Annotated in this window: 11 protein-coding genes; 8 read left to right on the forward strand and 3 right to left on the reverse strand. The window is 69.2% G+C overall.

What is annotated here, in order from left to right; all coding sequences use genetic code 11:
• Position 1: 1 nt before the first annotated feature.
• Positions 2–2353, forward strand: coding sequence for a replication restart helicase PriA (gene priA, locus BN3560_RS12765; RefSeq protein ID WP_096228691.1), 2352 nt, complete (start codon positions 2–4; stop codon positions 2351–2353).
• Positions 2354–2432: 79 nt separating this feature from the next.
• On the opposite strand, the gene BN3560_RS12770 is transcribed toward priA, so the two are convergent.
• The gene (locus tag BN3560_RS12770; protein WP_096228344.1) at positions 2433–3887 is read right to left on the reverse strand and encodes a D-alanyl-D-alanine carboxypeptidase family protein; all 1455 of its coding nucleotides are present in this window, start codon (positions 3885–3887) and stop codon (positions 2433–2435) included.
• Between the two features lie 139 nt (positions 3888–4026).
• Here BN3560_RS12770 and BN3560_RS12775 point away from each other — a divergent pair, with 139 nt between their 5' ends.
• The 7 genes from BN3560_RS12775 (at position 4027) to BN3560_RS12810 (ending at position 16842) form a co-directional block, all read left to right on the forward strand.
• Positions 4027–6897 (forward strand): ATP-binding protein, encoded by a 2871-nt coding sequence (locus tag BN3560_RS12775; protein WP_096228345.1) that lies wholly within the window; start codon positions 4027–4029, stop codon positions 6895–6897.
• A 173-nt stretch (positions 6898–7070) separates the two neighbouring features.
• Positions 7071–8294 (forward strand): RNA polymerase sigma factor RpoD, encoded by a 1224-nt coding sequence (gene rpoD, locus BN3560_RS12780; RefSeq protein ID WP_041239520.1) that lies wholly within the window; start codon positions 7071–7073, stop codon positions 8292–8294.
• 254 nt (positions 8295–8548) lie between these two features.
• A complete protein-coding gene (locus BN3560_RS12785; protein ID WP_096228346.1) occupies positions 8549–10870 on the forward strand; it encodes a class I SAM-dependent methyltransferase in 2322 nt (773 codons plus the stop codon).
• Positions 10871–11081: 211 nt separating this feature from the next.
• Positions 11082–12344, forward strand: coding sequence for an MFS transporter (locus BN3560_RS12790; RefSeq protein WP_096228347.1), 1263 nt, complete (start codon positions 11082–11084; stop codon positions 12342–12344).
• A 33-nt stretch (positions 12345–12377) separates the two neighbouring features.
• Positions 12378–14615 (forward strand): molybdopterin-dependent oxidoreductase, encoded by a 2238-nt coding sequence (locus tag BN3560_RS12795; protein WP_096228348.1) that lies wholly within the window; start codon positions 12378–12380, stop codon positions 14613–14615.
• Between the two features lies 1 nt (position 14616).
• Positions 14617–14958, forward strand: coding sequence for an oxidoreductase (locus tag BN3560_RS12800; protein WP_087190598.1), 342 nt, complete (start codon positions 14617–14619; stop codon positions 14956–14958).
• 387 nt (positions 14959–15345) lie between these two features.
• Positions 15346–16842, forward strand: a complete 1497-nt coding sequence (locus BN3560_RS12810) for a helix-turn-helix transcriptional regulator (RefSeq protein WP_096228349.1) — start codon at positions 15346–15348, stop codon at positions 16840–16842.
• Between the two features lie 16 nt (positions 16843–16858).
• Here the strand turns inward: BN3560_RS12810 and BN3560_RS12815 are convergent, their stop codons facing one another.
• Positions 16859–17515: a Crp/Fnr family transcriptional regulator gene (locus BN3560_RS12815; protein ID WP_096228350.1), complete on the reverse strand. Its 657-nt coding sequence runs from the start codon at positions 17513–17515 to the stop codon at positions 16859–16861.
• A gap of 178 nt (positions 17516–17693) precedes the next feature.
• The gene (locus BN3560_RS12820; protein WP_096228351.1) at positions 17694–19505 is read right to left on the reverse strand and encodes an aryl-sulfate sulfotransferase; all 1812 of its coding nucleotides are present in this window, start codon (positions 19503–19505) and stop codon (positions 17694–17696) included.
• Positions 19506–19559 lie beyond the last annotated feature (54 nt).

A 19559-nucleotide genomic window follows, 5' to 3' on the forward strand; every position in this document is an offset into this window, starting at 1 on the left:
CATGAGATTCGCATCGGTCATCTTGGACATACCCACGCAGGCGCTCGACGCGCCCTACACGTACGCCGTTCCCGAGGCGCCGGCCGAGGCTGGCGGCTACGACGTGGAGGTGGGGTGCGCCGTGCTCGTGCCGTTCGGGCACCGGCAGGCGGTGGGGTTCGTCGTGGGGCTGCAGGAGCTTCCCGACGGCGAGGCGCCGGCCGGTATCGACGCGGCGAAGGTCAAGCCCGTCGTGCGCGCCGTGAGCCCCGCCTACTTCGACGAGGAGGGGGCGGCCTGCGCGCAGTGGCTCTCGGAGCGCTACCTGGCGCCGCTGTCGTCGTGCGTGCGCCTGTTCACGCCGCCGGGCGGCGTGCCGCGCATGGTGCGCGCGCAGGCGGGGTACTGGCGGCTCGAGGAGCCGGCCGTGGGCGAGGTGGACGACCGCTGGGTGCTTCCGGGCGAAGCCTTCGACGGGTTCGAGCCGCGCAAGAACGCCGTCAAGCAGGCGTCCATCGTGGAGGCGCTGCAGGCGGGCGAGCTGCGCGTGGCGGAGTTGGCGGCGGAGTTCGGCGCGGTGTCGAGCACGTTGAAGGCGCTCGAGAAGCAAGGCGTCGTGCGCATAGAGCGCCGTCGGCGCATGCGGGGGATGGCTCCGGATGTCCCGGGCGCTCCGGCAGGGCCCGGCGCATCCGGAGCCAGCGGCTTCACCCCCTCCCCGAAGCCGCCGCTCACGGCGGGGCAGGCTTCGGCGCTCGCCGCTATCGACGCGGCGCGGGAGCGCGGGGCGGGCGAGGTGGTGCTCGTGGACGGCGTCACCGGGTCGGGCAAGACCGAGGTGTACCTGCAGGCCATCGAGGCGGTGCTCGCCGCGGGTCGCACGGCGTGCGTGCTCGTGCCGGAGATATCGCTGACGCCGCAGACGGTGGGCCGGTTCCGCGGGCGTTTCGGCGACACGGTGGCCGTCATGCACTCGCGCATGGGCGCGGGAGAGCGCTACGACCAGTGGGACTTCATCCGCTCGGGCGCGGCCCGCGTGGTGGTGGGCGCCCGCAGCGCGCTGTTCACCCCGCTGGCGAACGTGGGCCTCATCGTCATCGACGAGGAGCACGAGGGCTCCTACAAGCAGGACAGCGCGCCGCGCTACCATGCGCGCGACGTCGCCGTGTGGATGGCGCGCCGCGCAGGGGCGGCCGTGGTGCTGGGGAGCGCCACGCCGTCCATCGAGGCGCTCTACGCGTGCGCGAAGGACCCGCGCTGGCACCACGTGGAGCTGCCCGAGCGCGCCAACGGCCGCCCGCTGCCCGCCGTGCAGGTGGTGGACATGGCGAAGGAGTTCGGCGGCGGGTCGCGCTCCATGTTCTCGCGCGCCCTCTCGCGCGCGCTCGCCGAGGAGCTTGCGGCGGGCCGCAAGGCGGTGCTCCTGCTGAACCAGCGCGGCTTCGCGAAGTTCCTGCTGTGCCGCGAGTGCGGCTTCGTACCGGAGTGCCCGTCGTGCTCCACGTCGCTCACGTTCCACGAGCGGGGCAACTTCCTCATCTGCCACCACTGCGGCTACCGCGTGACGGCCCCGCCCGCGTGCCCCGAGTGCGGCAGCCCCTACCTGAAGAAGTTCGGCGCGGGCACGCAGCGCGTGGAGGCCGACCTGCGGGTGCTCTTGGATGCGACGCCCGGCGTGGGGCCCGGCGTGCCCATCGTCCGCATGGACGCGGACACCACGGGCGGCAAGGGCGCGCACCAGCGGCTGCTGGAGGAGTTCGCCGCCGCCGACGCCGCGGTGCTGCTGGGCACGCAGATGATCGCGAAGGGGCTCGACTTCGAGGACGTCACGCTCGTGGGCGTCATCAACGCCGACACCATGCTGCGGCTGCCCGACTACCGCGCCGCCGAGCGCACGTTCGCGCTCGTGGAGCAGGTGGCCGGCCGCGCCGGGCGCGCCGAGCTGCCGGGCCGCGTGCTCGTGCAGACCTACGAGGCCGATGCCGCGCCCATCCGCGCCGCCGCGGCCTACGACCGCGCGCTGTTCCTGCGCGACGAGCTGCCGAAGCGCCGGATGCTGCGCTACCCGCCCTACGTGCGCATGGCGAACGTGCTGGTGTGGGGCAAGGACGAGGAGGCGGTGCGCACCTCGGCTGCCGCGCTCTACGAGGGGCTGGCCGCCCGGGTGCGCGACTACGGCGGCGAGGGTTGGGACGTGCTGCCCGCCACGCCGTGCGTGCTGGCGAAGCTGCGCGGCACGTACCGCTGGCACCTGGTGGTGAAGTGCCCGCTGGACGGCGACCTGTCGGGCGTGCTGCTGCCGTACTTCCGCGCCCGCAAGCCCGAGCGCGAGGTGAACGTGGCCGTGGACATGGACCCGGACGACCTCCTGTAGAGGCCCTGCACCGCCCGCCTGCCGTCAGCCTCCCCGGCCGGAACGGCGGCGCGCATGCGGCGCCTACGCGGAAGGGGTGTCAGGAAACCTCCATGGCGCCCAGGTTCAGAAGCTCGCTGCGCGCCGTGCCGGGCAGCCCGGCGAAGCCGCCGAGGAAGCGCTCGACGGCGATGCCGGCGGCCTCCCACCAGGCGGGCGCCGGCACGTCCTCTGCGGCCACGAGGTCGGCCTCCCACACCACGGCGCCGTCTCGGCGAAACGCCAAGCGCCCCACGACGTCGCCGGGCGCCACATGACCCGTCACGGCATCGAGCGCGGCCTCCTGCTCGAGGCGCCCTCCTTCACGCGGCACCGTGGCCGTGGCGTTCGGGTCGGGCACGGTGGCCGCCACGGTGCGGTCCGTCCAGTCGGCGTGCGCCACCTCGGCCACCACGGGCCAGGCGGCCTGCACGCCGCCGATCTCGGCGCGCACGGAGTGCGGGGCGGACACCAGCTGGTAGGTCGCCTCCGCCGATGCCGGCGGCGCGGCGGGCCCGGCGGAGGCATCGGCCGGCTGCGCGGCCGCCTGCAGCTCGTCGCGGTGGGCGAGCACCCAGTCGTAGAGCGCCTCGGAATCGGCGAAGCGCTGCGGCTTCGAGGACGAGCCCAGCACCACGGCGTAGTACTCGTGCCCGTCGCCGCGGTTCAGGGCGGTGGCGACGCAGGGGCCGGCAGCCAGCGTGTAGCCGGTCTTGGCGGCGCACGTGCCGGGGTAGCCCTCGATCATCGTGTCCGTGTTCGCCAGCTCCACGGCGACCGTCCCGCCGCCGCGCGACACCGCGATGGTCGTGCGCGCGTGCCCGATGCCCGAGCGCACGAGGTCGTTTCCCATGGCGCAGCGCAGCATGACGGCAACGTCGCGGGCGCAGCTGTACTGCCCTTGGGCGTACGCGTCGAAGTCGAGCCCATGGGGGTTCGCGAAGCGCGTGCCGTCCATGCCCAGCTCGGCCGCCTTCGCGTTCATGGCCTCCACGAACGCCGCCTCGCGCGCGACGGCGCCGCCGTCCTGCCCGCGCGCTTCCAGGATGCGGGCCCCCGCCGCCTGCGCCACGGCGCTCGCGGCGTCGTTGCCCGACGCGGTGAGCACGGCCTTGAGCGCGTCGCCGAACGACATCTCGTCGCCGGCCGCGAGCCCCGCGCTCGACTCGCCCACGGCGGCGGCCTCGGGCGTCACGACGATGCGGTCGCCGGCATCCAGGTGCTCGGCCGCCACGATGGCCGTCATGATCTTCGTGAGCGAGGCGATCTGGGCCCGCTCGCCGGCTGCCCGGCCGTACCAGAGCGTGCCCTCCTCGTCCATGAGCGCCGCATGCGATGCGTCGATGCTGGGCTGAAGTTCTTCCGAAATCCCCAGTTCGGCCATGCTGCGGCCGAGGACCGCATCGTCCCCGTCGGTATGCGCAAGCGCCGCGGAGGGCAGGCAGCAGGAAAGGAGCACGGCAGCCGCGAGGGCGCTCGGGGCTGCGCGGAGCCTGCGGTGCCGACGTGCGTCCATGCCTGCCTCCTCCTCGGCCCCTAAGGGCGCTGCTGACGGTTTTCGACCATATAATAGCACCGGCCCAGGGGCCTTCGCGCCAACCCATGGTATCCTGAGCGCTTGCTTGATGCACGCGTGGGAGCCGGAGGAGGACGAAATGGGGAAGTGGGCTGCGCGTATCGTATGCTTGGCACTCGCTGCGGCGCTGTCCGCTCCGTCCGCATCCCTCGCGTTCGCCCAGGAAAGGGCCGCCTCCGCTTCCGACGAGGCGCCGGCGGCCTCCGGCGCAGAAGGCGGGCCGGCTGCTGCCGGCACCGGGGGAACCCAAGGCGCCGATGCGGGCGCCGAGGACCAAGGGCGTCTCGTACGCGTGGCGTTTCCCCAGGCCGAAGGCTTGAGCATGGTAGATGAGAGAGGGCGGCGCAGCGGCGTGCTCTACGACTGGCTCGTTGAGATAGCCAAGTACACCGGTTGGCGCTACGAGTTCGTGGAAGGCAGCGTGAACGAGCTCGTCAAGCAGACCATGGCGGGCAGCGTCGATCTGATGGGCGGCATGTTCTACCGCGAGCAGCTCGACGAGAGCCTCGACTACTCCGTGTTCAGCATGGGCTCGAACCGCTCCCTCGTCATCGGTCCCAGCGACGACGACTCCGTCGCCGGTTTCGACCTGCGCACCCTGAACGGCAAGACCATCGGAACCTATGCCAACGCGACGGAGAAGATACGCCGGCTGGAGAATTTTTTGGAGTTCAACGGCCTGGACTGCACGGTGCTCCGCCTCGACCTGGCCTCGTACGAGAGCTGCCTGGACGACGGCACCGCCGACCTCATGCTCGGCAGCGACGTGGAGATGAAGGACGGCTGCAAGGTGGTGGCGGAGTTCGACGGCGAGCAGCACTACCTGGCCGTGCCCGAGGGCAGCGACCTCATGGCGGGCATCGACGAGGCCATGAGGCAGATCTACGCGGCCGACCCCAACTTCTCCCGCTCGCTCTACGCCCGCTATTTCCCCGACGACTACGCCAGCCCCATCGCGTTCTCCGAGGCCGACCGCGCCTACGTGGCCCAGGCGCGCGAGGTGCGGGTGGCCGTGACGGCGGGGCAGTACCCGCTGTACTACGAGCATGACGGCTTGTACCAGGGCATTGCGAAGGACGTGCTCGACCGCATCGCCGAGCGCACGGGCCTCTCGTTCCGCTTCGTGCATGCGGACAGCTACCAAGGGGCGCTCGACCTCGTGGCGGCGGGCGAGGCCGATGTGGCGGGCTGCTTCATGGACGACGAGCAGACGGCCGGCGATCAGGGGCTTGCCTTGACCAAGGGGTATGCGACGCTCGGCGAGGTGGTGTTCCGCAGCAAGTTCTCGGCGCAGTCCTCCGGCGGCCCCGTGATAGCCCAGCTCCAGGGCCGCGCCGCGCCCGAAGGGCAGGAGGGCGCGGAGATGGTGTGGCTCCCCACGTACGCCGACTGCCTCGAGGCGGTGAACACCGGGCGCGCCGACCTCACGAGTATGCCCGCCTCGTTCGCCGAGTGCCTGTTCACCGAACGCTCCTACGGCAACGTGGCCCCGGCCACGGCCGACCATACCGAGACCTCGTTCTCCCTGGCGCTGCCGCGCCCGGTGGACTCGGGCCTGTACTCGGTGCTGAGCAAGGCGGTGAACAGCTTCACGGACGACGAGCTGGAGGCCCTGTACTCCCGCAACGCCGTGGCCCTGGGCAACCGATCCGCCACGGTGGAGTCGTTCGTGTCCGACAACCCGCTGCTCGTGGTGGTGCTGTCATTGGTGTTCTTCCTGCTGGTGGGCGCCATTGCCATCATCGTCACCGGCTCGAAGGTGCGCAGCTGCATGATGGCGCTCAAGCTGGAGAAGGCCGAGGAGACGGGCCGGGCGAAGGCCGACTTCCTCTCGCGCATGTCCCACGAGATACGCACGCCCATGAACGCCATCATCGGGCTGTCGAACGTGGCGTCGCTGTCGGGCGAGGCCACGCCCGCCATCCGCTCGGACCTGGAGAGGATCAACACGTCGGCCCAGTTCCTGCTCTCGCTCGTGAACGACATCCTGGACATGTCCAAGATACAGAACGACAAGATGCACATAGAGGTGGCGCCCCTGCGCCTGGCGTCGCTCGCCTCGCGCCTCGAGAGCATGTTCGGCATCCAGGCGCAGGAGAAGGGCATCTGCCTGAAGGTCGTGTGCGAGACCGAGGCCGTGGTGGTGGGCGACGACGTGCGCCTGCAGCAGGTTCTGGCGAACCTGCTGTCCAATGCCTTCAAGTTCACCGACGCGGGCGGCACCATCTCCCTGCGCATCGAGGAGGCGCAGCCTGGCGGGGGCGGGGAGGGCCCGACGTACCGGTTCTCCGTGTGCGACGACGGAGCCGGCATCCGCCCCGAGGACCTCGAGCGCATCTTCGACTCGTTCGAGCAGGCGGCCGAGAACCACCGCAACGCCCAGGGAACGGGGCTGGGGCTGGCCATCAGCAGCAACCTCGTGCGCCTCATGGGCGGCAAGCTGGAGGTGGAGAGCCAGGTGGGCGCAGGCTCCGAGTTCCATTTCACGCTGCGGCTGCCTTCGGGACGCCCGGAGGACCTGGACGCGCAGGGCGTAGACGACCCTGCGCCGCGCTCGCTTGCCGGCACGCGCGCGCTCTTGGCCGAAGACAACGACCTGAACGCAGAGATAGCCGCGGCCTTGCTGGACATGGAGGGAGTAGCCGTCGACCGCGCTGCGAACGGCCGCGAGGCGGTGGACCTGTTCGCGTCCGCGGAGCCGGGGCGCTACGACTTCGTGCTCATGGACGTGAAGATGCCCGTGCTGGACGGCCTGGGCGCCGCCGCCGAGATCCGCGCGCTTCCCCGCCACGATGCGCGCGACGTGCCCATCGTGGCTTTGACGGCCAACACGTTCCAAGAGGACCGCGACGATGCGGCCGCCGCCGGCATGGACGGCTTCATCCCGAAGCCCTTCGACGCCCGGCAGCTCTACGAAACGCTGCGCTCCTTCCTGCCCCCGGAAGGGTAGCCCGCCGCCGGTGATTTCCCGGCCGCTCCTGGCGGGCTTTGGCGAATCGGAGAAGGGGGCGAAAAGTACGCTGCGAAAGCGCTTGATCTATGGTATACTGCTCCGCTGTATCTTTGCGCCCGGCGCGCATGCTTCCGCATGCCCGAGCGCATCCAGTTGGAAAGGAAGATCACGTGGCCCAAGCCTCTAAGAACCAAGCTGTCGAGCCCGACACCGAGCAAGGTGCGAAAGCCCCGATCGATACCGAAGAGATACTGGACGATGACGACGCGCTGGACGTGGAGCCCGACGTCGGCGCTTCCGATACGCTGGACGACGACAAGCTGGAAGCCGGCCTGGACGAGGACGAGGACCTGCTCGAGGGCATCCCCGAGGAGGAGCTCAAGGCGACCGTCGAGGTGCAGCTGCCGAAGGTGACGAAGAGCAAGGCGCGCACGACGCGCAAGCGCAACGCCGACGCCGGCGTGACCATGCTCACGGGCGACCCCGTGCGCATGTACCTGAAGGAGATCGGCAAGGTCCCGCTGCTCACCGCCGCGGAGGAGATCGACCTGGCCATGAAGATAGAGGCCGGCGTGGCGGCCACCGAGGAGCTGGACCGCGCCGAGGACGAGGGCATCGAGCTCGAGCGCCGCGAGAAGCGCCGCCTCGGCCGCATCGAGCAGGTGGGCATCGATGCGAAGCAGCAGCTCATCGAGGCGAACCTGCGCCTGGTGGTGTCCATCGCCAAGCGCTACGTGGGGCGCGGCATGCTGTTCCTCGACCTCATCCAGGAAGGCAACCTGGGCCTCATCCGCGCGGTGGAGAAGTTCGACTACACGAAGGGCTTCAAGTTCTCGACGTACGCCACCTGGTGGATCCGCCAGGCCATCACGCGCGCCATCGCCGACCAGGCCCGCACCATCCGCATCCCCGTGCACATGGTGGAGACCATCAACAAGCTCGTGCGCATCCAGCGCCAGCTGCTCCAGGAGCTCGGCCGCGAGCCCAGCCCCGAGGAGATCGGCAAGGAGATGGGCCTGCCCGCCGAACGCGTGCGCGAGATCCAGAAGATCTCGCAGGAGCCCGTGTCGCTCGAGACGCCCATCGGCGAGGAGGAGGACTCCCAGCTGGGCGACTTCATCGAGGACGACGCCGCTGTGGTGCCGCCCGACGCCGCCTCGTTCAGCATGCTGCAGGAGCAGCTGAGCAAGGTGCTCGACGGCCTGGCCGAGCGCGAGCGCAAGGTCATCAGCCTGCGTTTCGGTCTCGAGGACGGCCATCCGCGCACGCTCGAGGAGGTCGGGCGCGAGTTCGGCGTCACGCGCGAGCGCATCCGCCAGATCGAGAGCAAGACGCTCGCGAAGCTGCGCCACCCCAGCCGCTCGAGCAAGCTGAAAGATTATCTGGAAGACTAAGGTTCCGTCGGCCTGACGGCCGCCGGAACGAAGCCGATGCTGCGAAGGGCCCTGGCACCCCGCCTTGCCGCGATGGCGAAGACTCGCGTACTGAAGTACGCTTCGCCTTCCCCATCCCGTCAATTCGGGGCACCAGGGCCCTTCTCGCTGACTTACTACGCCAACCTGCGCGGTTGGGCATACGGACCTGCGAGCTCCTGTTCGCGCTTCGCGCGAATCGGCCGCAGGTACGCCGAGGTTGAGGGGATTGCGCCATGCAACAGGATAAACTCGAGTTCTTCGCCAGCTGCCTTGCCGGGTTGGAGGCGCCGCTCGCCGACGAGCTGAAGTCACTTGGCATCAGGAGCGTGCGGCCGCTTGGCGGCGGCGTGGCCTTCTTCTGCGACGTGCGCCATGCGCTGAAGGCGTGCCTGTGGTCGCGGCTGGCGTCTCGCATCATGCTGGTGGTGGGGCGCGTGGACGCGCGCATGGCCGACCTGCTGTTCGAGGACGCGCTGGAGCTGCCCTGGGAGGACGTGGTAGCTCCCGGCGCGAGCATCGCGGTATCGGCCCATGGCATGAACGACGAGCTGCGCAACACGCGATTCACCGCGCTCAAGGTGAAGGACGCCGTGTGCGACCGCCTGCGCGAGGCGCGGGGCGAGCGTCCCGACGTGGACGCCGAGTGCCCCGACGCGGCCATCGACGTGCGCGTGCGCGAGAAGCGCGCCACCATCTCGCTCGACCTTTCGGGTGCGTCGCTCTACCGCCGCACCTACCTGGCCCCCGACGACGGCGCCGAGGCGCCGCTCGAGTGCGCGCTCGCGGCCGGCCTGCTGGCGCTGGCCGGATGGGACGGCCGGGCGCGCGCGGGCGCCGCCTGCGTCGATGCGGCCTGCGGCGACGGCGCTGTGGTGGTGGAGGCTGCTGCGGTGGCGTGCGATCTGGCGCCGGGCCTCACGCGCGAGCGCTGGGGCTTCTTCGGGTGGGCGCAATCCAGTCCCGCCATCTGGAACGAGCTCATCGCCCAGGCCGACGACCGCTTCGAGGCGGGGCTGGCCGCGGCATGCGCCTCCGACGCGCTCGACGCGCCGGCGTCCGCGCGTCCCGACCTCGACGTCGTGCGCTTCGCGGGCCTGTCGGCGTCCTCGCCGGCCATCGCGCGGGCGCGCGGGCGCGCCAAGCGCGCGGGGCTGCGGCAGGCCGTGAGCATCGAGCCGGGCGGGGCGGAGGAGGCGGGCGCGCTCGTGGAGCGCGTGAGCGCCGCTGCCGCCGCCGCGCGGGACACGGCGGGCGTACCGGACGGCGCGGAGGCCTCCGGCTGCCTCGTGGCGAGCGTGCTGGGCGCCCGCGAGCGCTCGTCGGAGGCGAGCGCCCAGGCCGACGCCGCCGCGTTCGTGGCGGCCGCCACGGCGGCCCCGGCGGGCTCCGTGTTCGCGGTGGCGGGCAGCGAGGCCGTGGAAGACCGCTTCGGCACGGCGCCGGGCGCGCGCGTCGAGTTCGGGCGCGACCGCGTGGCCACGGAGGCGCTCGTGTTCTACGCGCCGCCCGCCGAGGCGGCCGTCGTCGTGGTGCCCGATCCCGCCGGCGGCGCCGAGCACCGCGTGGAGGTGCTGGAACCCGCTTCCGAGCAGTTCTCGTCCCGCCTGTTCAAGGTTGCCAAGGAGCGCCGCAAGTGGGCGCGCCGCGAAGGGATCTCGTGCTACCGCGTCTACGACGCCGACCTGCCCGACTACGCCGTGGCAATCGACGTGTACGTGGGCGCTGGCGAGGCCGAGGGCAACACGTACCTGCACATCGCCGAGTACGCCGCGCCCTCCTCGGTCGACCCTGCCCGCGCGCGTCGGCGCTTCGACGACGTTCTGGCGTTGGCGCCCGTGGCGCTGGGCATCCGCCCGGACCATGTGTTCGCCAAGACGCGCCGGCGCGACAAGGGCGGCTCGCAGTACCGCGATGCCGGCCGGCGCAGCTACGTGACGCAGATCGACGAGGACGGCTACCTCATGGAGGTGGACCTGTCGGGCTACCTGGACACGGGCATCTTCCTGGACCACCGCGCCACGCGCGAGCTCGTAGGCGCGAAGGCGGCGGGCAAGCGCTTCCTCAACCTGTTCGCCTACACGGGCACGGCAACCGTGCATGCGGCCGGAGGCGGGGCGGTGGAGACGACGACGGTGGACCTCTCGCAGACCTACCTGGACTGGGCGCGGCGCAACATGGCCGGCAACGGCTTCTCGGGGCCCGAGCACTCCTTCGAGCGCGCCGACGTCATGGCCTGGATCACCGAGACGCGCCGCAAGCCCCTGCGCTACGACCTGATCTTCGTGGACCCGCCCACGTTCTCCAACTCGAAGGCCATGGGCAGTCGCACGTGGGACGTGCAGCGAGACCACGTGGAGCTGCTCATCGGCGTGACGCGCCTGCTCACCGAGGGCGGCGAGGCCGTGTTCTCGTGCAACCTGCGCACGTTCAGGCCCGATGTGGAGGCGCTGGCTAAGTACGGCGTGGCCCTGCAGGACATCACGGCGTCCACGATCCCCCATGACTTCGAGCGCAACCCCAAGATCCACCAGTGCTACCTTGTGAGGCGTGCCTAGCCCCCTCGCGAAAAAACCGCCCGTCGCGTCTGCGGCGGGCGGTTTTGCCTGATAGGACCTTCCTACTACGTTTTTTCCGATGCCCTCGCGCCCCTAATACGCGCTTTTTCCCGATTACACCCCCTCGCCCGGCTCCTAGAGTCCTCGGCAAGCCGCGGCCCGCAAGAGGGCCGCAGGACGAACCGAAGGAAAACGGGAGAAGGAGGGGTTTATGGAAGCACGAAGGCCGTCATCGGCGAGGAGCTGGATCGTCACGCTCGTGGGAATGCTGGCTGCAGTGGCCATCGCCATCAACATGTTCAAGGTGCCGCCCACCATGGGGCTGCTCATGGCCGACCTGGGGATCGGGCCGGCGCTGGGAGGCTGGCTCATGACGGTGCCCACCGTCACGGGTCTCGTGCTCGCGCTGCCGTCGGGCGGGCTCACCGACAGGTTCGGCCCGAAGAAGGTGGGCCTGTTCGCCATCCTCTCGGCGGCGGTGGGCAGCCTGATAGGGTCGTTCGCGCCGAATATCGAGCTCTTGCTGTTCAGCCGTTTCGTGGAGGGCCTGAGCTTCGCGCTGATCGGCGTGGCCGTGCCGGCTATCATCGCCATGTGGTTCCCGCCCGAGAAGAGCGGCGCGCCCATGGCCATCTGGTCGGGGTGGGTGCCCATCGGCATGCTCGCCATCTTCACGGGGGCCAACCTGTTCATCGCGGCCGACGACCCCGGCACGTGGACGAACGTGTGGTGGCTCTCCACGGCGCTGCTCGTGGCGGCCGCCGTGCTGTACCTGGTATTCGTGAAGGCGCCCGACGGCTACGCGGCGGAGGATGCGCCGAAGATATCGCTGGTCGCGGGCATGAAGTCGCCCTCCACGTGGCTGTTGGCCGTGGTGTTCGCCATGTTCGCGTTCATCATGTACGCCGTGTCCACGTTCGCGCCCACGTACTGCATGGAGGAGCTGGGCTACAGCCTGGAGGATTCCAACCTGTACTCGAGCCTTATCACGGTGGGCATGATCTTGGGCGTGGTGCTCATGACGCCCGTGCTCAACAAGGTGGTGAGGCTGAAGAGCCGCATCTGGCTGCTCGTGGCCAGCATGGTGCTCACGGCGCTCATCGCCATCCTGGCCTTTAACGTGCCGCCGCAGGCCACCGTGGCCGTCATGATCGTCACCGGCATCGTGCTGCAGCTCGTGCCGGCCGTCATCTGGCCCATCGCGCCGTCGGCTGCCGTGGCGCCCGTCTACATCGGCACGACGTTCGGCGTCATCGCGCTCGGCCGCTCCATCGGCGGGTTCGGCAACGCGTCCATCGGCACGCTCATCGAGACGTCCGGCTGGGGCGCGGCCATCATGCTGCTCGTGGGCATCGGCATCGTGGGCGTGGCGGCCTGCCTGGCGCTGCTCAAGTTCCTGAAGGACCCGGCCGAGGCGGCGGCGTCCGCCGACGCGCCCGCGGATCCGGCCGAGGCGGAAACCGCCAGTCGCTAGAAAGAACGAGAAGAACGAGGAAAGGAGAGGACTATGGAGGAGCGAGACTACCGGTTCGTGAAGCACGAGAATCCCTACACGTACCGGGACGGCGACCTGACGGTCACGCGCGGGAGCGCTTGGTCGGGACCGGGGTGCCACCTGGGCTGCGGCGTGCTGCTCTACACCAACGACGAGGGAGAGCTCGTGAAGGTGGAGGGCGATCCGGAGAACCCGTTCAACGAGGGGCGCCTGTGCGTGCGCTGCCTGGATTTGCCCGAGATGGTGAACAACCCGAAGCGCCTCACGCATCCGCTGCGCCGCGCGAAGGCCGACCGCGGCCGCGACCGCTGGGAGCGCATCGGCTGGGACGAGGCGCTCGACCTCATCGCCTGTGAGCTCAACAAGGTGAAGGAGGAGCACGGTCCCGAGTCCGTTATCTTCTCGTGCGGCACCGGGCGCGACATCGCGCCGTACATCACGCGTCTGTGCTGGTCGTTCGGCTCGCCGAACTTCGTGAACATCTTCTCCGGCAACGCGTGCTACCTGCCGCGCGTGGCCGGCTGCATCGCCACCACGGGCGCGTTCTGGGTGGCCGACTGCGCCCAGCAGTTCCCCGACCGCTACGACAACCCCGCATGGCGGATGCCCGAGACCATGTTCGTGTGGGGCAACTACCCGCTCATCGCGAACTCCGACGGCTTCTTCGGCCACTGGGTGGTGGACCTCATGAAGCGCGGCATGAAGATCGTTATGATCGACCCCAAGGTCACGTGGCTCTCCGCCAAGGCCGAGGTGCACCTGCCGGTGCGCCCGGGCACCGACGCGGCGCTGGCGCTCGCCATGATGAACGTGATCATCGGCGAGGACCTGTACGACCACGACTTCGTCGACCGCTGGTGCTACGGTTTCGAGGAGCTGCGCGAGCATGTGCAGCCGTTCACGCCCGAGTACGCCGAGACCACCACGTGGGTCCCGGCCGAGCGCATCCGCAAAGCCGCGCGCATCCTGGCGGCGAGCAAGCCCGCGACGCTGCAGTGGGGCGTGGCGGTGGACATGACGAAGGAGGCGCTGCCGGCCGGGCAGGCCATCATGGCGCTCTTCCAGGTGACGGGCAACGTGGAGGTGCCCGGCGGCATCATCGTGCCGCCCGAGATCCTGAACTACGGCGGCGGCTGGGGCTTCGAGCTTCTGGGCGACGAGCAGAACGAGAAGCGCCTCGGCCTGGACAAGTACTCGCTGTTCCGCCTGGGCTTCCAGGCGGCGCACCCCAACACCACCGTCGAGGCCATGAAGACGGGCGAGCCGTACCCCATCAAGGCCGCCTGGGTGCAGACGTCGAACTTCCTGGCCTGCATGTCCGCGAACTCCACGGAGGTGGCGGAGTGCTTCCGCAAGCTGGACTTCGTGGCCGGCGCCGACCTGTTCATGACGCCCACTATCATGGCGTTCTACGACGTGGTGCTGCCGGCGGCCATGTTCCCCGAGCGCGACGGGGTGCGCCTGGGAGACGGCGCGCAGCGCGCCGAGGCCATCAACAAGGTGTGCCAGGTGGGCGAGTGCAAGTCCGACATGGAGATGAACCTGGAGCTGGGCCGTCGCCTGGCCCCCGAGGCGTGGCCGTGGGACAACGTGCAGGACATGTTCACCGAGATGATCGCCACCTCCGGCATCACGTTCCCCGAGCTGCGCGAGGCGGCGCCCGTGTACCTTCCTTTCGAGTACAAGAAGCACGAGAAGGGGCTTTTGCGCCCCGACGGCAGCCCCGGGTTCTACACGGCCACGGGCCGCATCGAGCTCTGGTCGACGTACTACCAGAACGCCGGGCTCGACCCGCTGCCCGTGTTCGACGAGCCTTCTCCTGGCCCCCTGGCCACGCCGGAGCTTCTGGACGAGTACCCGCTCGTGCTGTGCACGGGCGCGCGCCGCTGGCCGTTCTTCCATTCGGAGCATCGCCAGGCCAAGCGCCTTCTGGCCATGCACCCCGACCCGTGGATCGAGATCCATCCCGAGACGTGCGCGCGCTTGGGCGTGGCGGACGGCGACTGGGTGTGGGTGGAGAACATGCTCGGGCGCGCGAAGCGCCGCGTGAAGGAGACGCCCATCTTCGACCCGCGCATCGTGGCGGCCGACCACGGCTGGTGGAACCCCGAGGGCGACCCCGAGAACCTCTACGACATCGGGGACCTGTGCATCAACAACCTCATACCCTGGGGCAACGGCAAGAGCGGCTTCGGCGGAAACTACAAGACGAACCTGTGCAAGGTGTACAAGATGAAGGAGGGCGAGTGACATGGCGGAATACGGGCTGCTGGTGGATTACGAGTGGTGCACGGGATGCCATTCGTGCGAGATGGCGTGCGCGGTGGAGCATGGGTTCCCGCAGGGCCAATGCGGCGTGGCGGTGTGCGAGGTGGGGCCGTGGAGCTACGGGCCCGAGAACGACCGCTGGCAGGTGGGCTACCAGCCGGCGTTCACCGACCAGTGCGACCTGTGCGCCGCGCGCACGGCGGCGGGCGGCGTGCCCACGTGCGTGAAGCACTGCCAGGCGAAGTGCCTGGAGTACGGCCCGCTCGACGAGCTGGCGGGCAGGCTGGGCGCCAAGGCGAAGCAGGCGCTCGTGGCGCTGGGCTGACGCGGCGCGGCGTTCCGTCCCGACCCGCGTCCGAAACGGCGCAGGCCGGGGCTCCGGGTGCCCGGAGAGGGCTGCTGCGGCGCGAGGCGGCAGGGCGATGGGACGGCGAAGGAGGTTGGCGATGCGGGATGGGAAGGAAGACGGCCCGTCCGTCGACGCGACAACGGGGGCGACCGTGTGCGGGGCCCTTCAGGAGGCGGGGCGCCGCGTTCTCGGGGAACGGGGCGCCCCTCGGGCGGTCCCTCCGGGAGCGACGTCGGAAGAACTGTTAGAATATGCTTGTGATCAGGTAAAACAATGAGGTAGCGACTCAGGTTAGCCCGTCGCTCGCGCCTTGCGCCGCCTCGGCGGCGCTCGGTGCGGCGGCCTTGCAGAAGGGGGTGCGAGGTGAAGGAGCGGAAACCGAAGGGGCGCGTCTCGCGCGCGTTGCACGGTCTTGCCGGCGGCCGGGGAGCGTCTGCCGACTCGCTCGTGCATGAATGGCAGGTGCTTCCGACCGTTGCGGTGTCGTGCTATTGGATATGGCTGTACCTCGCCTACTCGCTCGACGTGTTCGTGGTCTCCTCGGACGCGTTCGTGCGTTTCGACATCCTGCAGAAGGGGTTCGGCTTCCTGGGGGCCGCGCTCTTCATGGCGGCCGTGTCGCTGCTGCGCACGGCCTCGTTCTTCGAGCGCACGCCGTTCCTGGCGCTTTTCTCCGCGGCCTCCGGTGCGTCGATCGTCGTCGCGTCAGCGCTCGCGCGCGCCGGCGTGCCCGTGGCGTTCCCGGTGGTGCTGGCCGTGTGGCTGCTCATGGGCGCCGGCACGGCGGCGGCGTTCCTGCGCCTCTTCAGCGGTTTGCAGGATGCGGGGCAGGGGAGGTTCTGCGCCGTGAACGCGCTTGCGCTCTTCCTCTCGGGGTTCTTCTACCTGCTTCTGCTGGGCCTGCAGGACGGCATCCGGCTCGTGCTGACGGTGTTCGTGGTGTGCATCGCGGCCTTCGCGCCGCTGCGCCCGCCCGGGGAGGCCCCGGGCGCCGCTCGCGCCCCTTCCGCGCGCGGGGACGTGCCGTCGCCGGAGGCCGGCAACGCGGCGGTGGCGGCGCTCCTGAGCTTCCGCGGCGAGCTGTTCCTGTTGAGCGTGGTGTTCGGCCTGGCGTACTGCCTGGGCATATCGCTCAGCATCATGTCGAACAGCTTGGAGTTCATCTGGCTGTCGCTGTGCGTGCCCGGCATCTTCCTCGTGCTGTACAGCGTGCTCCTGAAGGACCGCGTGTCCGTGCGCGTGCTCCTGACGCTCCTGTTCCCCATTGCGGCGTTCTTACTGCTCCTGCTCCCGTTCAGCAACCCTTTCGGGCTCGTGCTGTGCTGCAGCCTGCTGGTCATGTGCTTCACCACCTACGACGTGCTCAACGTGGTGCGGTTGCGCGAGATCATCGCGGTCAACCGGCTGCCGGAGGCGAAGTCGTGGGCGACGGGGCGCTACCCGCAGCTTGCGGGCCTCGTGCTGGGATGGGCCGCGGGCTACGGCATGCTGATGACCGACGACGCGCTCAGGGTGCTGCTGCCGGCCGTGTGCGTAGGGCTGGTGGTGGCCATCGTGGCCATGCTCACGCGCTATGTGTGGAGGTACAGCGACGCGGCGGGCGGGTCTGCCCATGTGCCGGAGGAGACGGTGGGGCGCGTGCACGACGCCATCGTGCTGCGTTACGGCCTGTCGCCGCGCGAGCGCGAGGTCATGGAGCTCTTGGTACGCGGCTACAGCACCGATCGCATCGGCAAGGACCTGCACATCTCGTACCACACGGTCAAGACGCACGTGTACCACATCTACCAGAAGGTGGGCGTGCACGCCCAGCAGGAGCTCATCGACCTGGTGGAGGAGCGCTTGCGCCTCATGCGCTGAAAGCCTGCAGCAACGGCTACAGCAAGAGCTCGAGGCCCTCCCGGTCGAGCACTTCCAGCCGGCAGCCGTCCATGCGGAAGTAGCCCTGCTTCTCCATGCGCTTGGCCTCCTGGTTGAGCGACGGGCGGGAGACGCGCAGATCGTTCGCCCAGATCGTCTGGGACGAGGGCAGCTCCACGAAGCCGTCCTGCGCGATGTCGTCCATCCACAGCACCCAGAAGGCTATGCGCTCCCGTATGGTCTGGTAGCGCAGGCAGCACAGAAGCATCTGGTTCTTCAGCCCCCTCCTCGACAGGTAGAGCATGAAGCGGTACAGCATCTGGCTGTCCGTCCTCAACATCAGCTCGAAGAACGACGTGTCCAGCCACATGACCGTGGTCTTCCTCACGGCCAGCAGGTTGTAGGTATACACCTTCTCGCCGGTGAAGTAGAGCAGCTCGGGGAACACGTCGTCCTTCTCGAAGTACCCGTTGCACAGCTCGTGGCCGTCAACGGTGTAGCGTGCCGTTTTCAGGCACCCCTCGGTCACGATGCCGAACTCCCTGATGGGCGTCCCCTGCGCGTGGACCGTCTCGGCCGTCTTGTACGTTTGGCGCCGCAGGAGGTCGCCGTACACGGGATGCGCCAGGCAGGAGCTGGCGAACGAGGGCAGTCCTGCTGCGTCTCGCTCCAAGGAGCCCCAGCCCCCTGCAGAAGGGGGTGCAGGGGCGAAGGGCTTCCCAAGCTCGTTCCGGATCAACGTCAGACCCCTCTCGTTGGGCGGGCCGCCGGCAGCTTGCCGCCTTGCGACGGGGACGGCGGCCTTGCGGCGGCCCGCGGGTGCGAGGCCGCCGCTTCGCATTCAGGCCTTCTTACGCGAGCGCGCGGTCCAGCAGCTCGCAGACGTCATCATAATCTCTTTCGCCGGCGAACCGCAACACCTCCTTGCCCTGGTTGAACACGGCCACCACCGGAATGCCGAGGGCCTGGCAGCCCTTCGCGATCTCGGGGCTCTTGTCCACGTCAACGTAGCGGATCCGGAACATGCCCTCGTACTCTTCGCCCAAGGCCTCCTCCAGCACGGGGTGGAGCGCCTTGCAGTGCACACAGCGCTCGGCGCCGAACAGCACGAGCACCGGCTTCCCCTCGGCCTTCAGCACCTCGTCGTTCCAGGCGCCCATGGTATCGACGGGCACGAACACGTCGGTGTCCACGGAGAACACCTTCTCGCGCAGGCTCAGGTCGGCCTCGTCGTCCGTGGCCACGCAGAGGGCCACGTCCGGGTAGTAGGGCAGTGTGCCCTCCACGTCCACCACCGTCTTGGCGCCGAATGCGCCGGCGTTGGGCAGGCGCCATGTGGCGTTGTCGATGCGCTCCACGGGCACCTCCTGCGGCACCGGCTCCTGCGGCACGTAGCTGTAGGGGTAGCGGTAGGCGCGGTAGACCATGTTGTTGCGCGGCCCCTCGTCGTTGTGGCTGTAGTAGGGGCAGATCCATTCCCACACGATCTCGTGGTCGGGCGTGACCTCGATCAAGCGGCCGTCGCTGCCCTCGTCCACCAGCGTGTTGCCGTTCGGCAGGCGCTGGGCGCTCGACACGTAGGGGCTGTAGAACTTGCTCGCATCGGTGGGTATGGCGTGGCCCAGCTCCTTCGGCGTGAGCTTCCACACGATCTCGAGCGTGGTGGGGTCGAACTCGATGATGCGGCTGTAGTCGCGCAGGGCGTTCTTGGAGCCGTCGCGCGAGCCGGGGTTCGGCACGCCGTAGCCGCCCCAGCCGCCGTTGTCGAACACGAGCAGGTTGCCCTCGCCCGGCAGGCCCTTCGGAATCATGTGCAGGTGGTGCTGGCCGATGATCCAGCCGAGCTTCCTCAGCTCGGGGGTGGCGTTGAAGTCGGGGCCGATCTTCCACACGATCTTGCCCGTCTCCTTGTCGATGATGGCCAGGATGTTGGCCTCGCGCGAGTCGAAGATGATGTTGTCGGGCTTGAAGCGCATGTCGCCCTGGTCGTGCCACTTGTTCGGCCCCAGGTAGCTCATGCAGTTCACGTGCAGGTAGTCGCCCACGCCGCCGTCCGAGGTGCGCATGTTCGGGTCGCGGGCCAGCACGTTCTTCGCCGCCTCGTCGAAGCCCAGCTCGTCGAAGTGATCGGTGATGGACCACTTCCACACGATGTTGCCCTCCCAGTCAACCTCGTACATGCAGTCGTCGAGCAGCTTCTTGTCGGAGACGTTGGGGTTGTGCAGCGTCTGGTGGGCGAGGATGAGCGTGTTGCCCTCGAGCGGCTTGGCGTCCATGCCCGGCACGTAGTAGCCCACGGGGTTGCCCTCGCGCTGGAAGTCGTGGTGCTGGCGCGCCATCCAGCGGTGGTCGCGGCCGGGGTCGTCGATGTTCTCGAAGCGGTCGAACTGCCACACGATGTTGCCGTCGTAGTCGATCTCCTGCAGGTTCACGCCGTCCTGCATGCCGTAGTCGGGATGCCGGGTGCCTGCATAGCCCATGACGTAGCCGCCCGGCAGCAGCTTCGGCGGCATGGCCTGCATGTTCCAGCGCCGCACCTCGTTGCCGTTCATGTCGAACAGCAGCACGCCGTCGTTGATGAGGGGCACGATGGTGTACCCGTTCCAGCACTTCTCGGGGTTGTAGATGGTGGTGCCGTGAGGGAATACGCTCGGTTGACCCATGGTTCGTTCCTCCGTTTTCGTCGCTTCTGGTTGCCTTGGTCGTTTTCATCGTTC

Origin of the sequence: Gordonibacter urolithinfaciens (genome assembly GCF_900199375.1) — a bacterium.
Lineage (GTDB): Bacteria > Actinomycetota > Coriobacteriia > Coriobacteriales > Eggerthellaceae > Gordonibacter > Gordonibacter urolithinfaciens.

Coding starts and splice junctions, on each gene's coding strand:
- priA (WP_096228691.1), top strand. CDS start 2: ATGAGATTCGCATCGGTCATCTTGGACATACCCACGCAGGCGCTCGAC.
- BN3560_RS12770 (WP_096228344.1), bottom strand. CDS start 3,887: ATGGACGCACGTCGGCACCGCAGGCTCCGCGCAGCCCCGAGCGCCCTC.
- BN3560_RS12775 (WP_096228345.1), top strand. CDS start 4,027: ATGGGGAAGTGGGCTGCGCGTATCGTATGCTTGGCACTCGCTGCGGCG.
- BN3560_RS12785 (WP_096228346.1), top strand. CDS start 8,549: ATGCAACAGGATAAACTCGAGTTCTTCGCCAGCTGCCTTGCCGGGTTG.
- BN3560_RS12790 (WP_096228347.1), top strand. CDS start 11,082: ATGGAAGCACGAAGGCCGTCATCGGCGAGGAGCTGGATCGTCACGCTC.
- BN3560_RS12795 (WP_096228348.1), top strand. CDS start 12,378: ATGGAGGAGCGAGACTACCGGTTCGTGAAGCACGAGAATCCCTACACG.
- BN3560_RS12800 (WP_087190598.1), top strand. CDS start 14,617: ATGGCGGAATACGGGCTGCTGGTGGATTACGAGTGGTGCACGGGATGC.
- BN3560_RS12820 (WP_096228351.1), bottom strand. CDS start 19,505: ATGGGTCAACCGAGCGTATTCCCTCACGGCACCACCATCTACAACCCC.